The 1,084-nt window shown below is 52.4% G+C and carries 2 protein-coding genes; both read right to left on the reverse strand.

Features of this window, described 5'->3' with window-relative positions:
- Positions 1-166: 166 nt before the first annotated feature.
- Positions 167-442 carry a hypothetical protein gene (locus EI28_RS12390; protein ID WP_048114313.1) on the reverse strand — a complete coding sequence of 92 codons (276 nt, stop codon included), beginning with the start codon at positions 440-442 and terminating at the stop codon, positions 167-169.
- A gap of 2 nt (positions 443-444) precedes the next feature.
- Positions 445-861, reverse strand: coding sequence for a hypothetical protein (locus tag EI28_RS12395; RefSeq protein ID WP_048115284.1), 417 nt, complete (start codon positions 859-861; stop codon positions 445-447).
- Positions 862-1,084: the final 223 nt, after the last annotated feature.

The raw sequence follows: 1,084 nt of genomic DNA on the forward strand, positions 1-1,084 counted from the left end.
GGAATTCGACGATTTTAAGCACCGGTTGTACGACTACATCGGCAAGGAGGCGATGGCGTGACGCGCAAGGTCCGGGATACGGCAATCCGTATCAAACTCCAGGAGATGACCGAGAGCGTCGATATGGTCAAAAAGCACCTCCCCGACCCGGCAGATCCGTCCGGCATCACAAAAGATGCATCTCCTTATATACTGCAACCAACCCCGCTTCATCGAGTCGGCAGTCGATGAGATCAAGGAATTGCTGCCGGGAGAGATTGAGTTGTTCCGCCATACGAGAAAGCAGCCGGTCGCTAATCTCCTTTGTGCCATGGGAAACCCATGTACGGATCCCTGTGTCGCAACCGTTGTACATGAATACCAGTTTGATGTGCTTTGACATCCTGGCATCAAACCCCTTCTTCATGAGGCGGCGCACGATAGCCTTGTTTTTTCGAGGCACGATCAGACCTCTCCGGGTACGAGTGCGATGAGTTTCCTCCTCAGGTCGCGAGCACCTCCAAGTAAAGCACTCTCATCCTGCAGAACGAAATCGTTCCAGTTTTCCTCAAACTCGTCGATAATGTCCTTCAACCCTTCAGAGAGATCCGGGGCGACGACCAGTAGTCGGTACTCGTGATTGTACAGGATATATTCCCCTTCATCCATCTCAGCCGAGATCTCGATAGGGTGCTTGAGTTCCCGGATGACGCCATTGATCCTGACATGAATAAGAGGAATTTGCCATGGGGGCACCTCTACTTGCGCCCGGGAGGCCAGCCTGGAGATGAGATCGCTGTAAGTCTCACGGGGATGTATCTTGAGATGGTTGAGTCGATCCTTTACCCCTGTTGCGATCTTAATTGATGTCATCTCCGACATACTACCGTGTACCACCACAGTAGTATATATCAGGTTCGATCACCGGTATCTCATACCTCAACGCCATCAAATCAAGCCGGTCGCGATCCCCTTCGTCTTACAGGGTAAAAGGGGACAAATCGGGAAGAACGCGGCCAACAGGTGTGAGGATGACACGGCACAACCCAGAGGGTTGTGCCGGTCAGGAAGATGCTTCGTATCTTCCGTGCACGGATACTTCCAC

This window comes from Methanoculleus sp. MH98A (assembly GCF_000691865.1).
In the GTDB taxonomy this organism is placed as follows: Archaea; Halobacteriota; Methanomicrobia; order Methanomicrobiales; family Methanoculleaceae; genus Methanoculleus.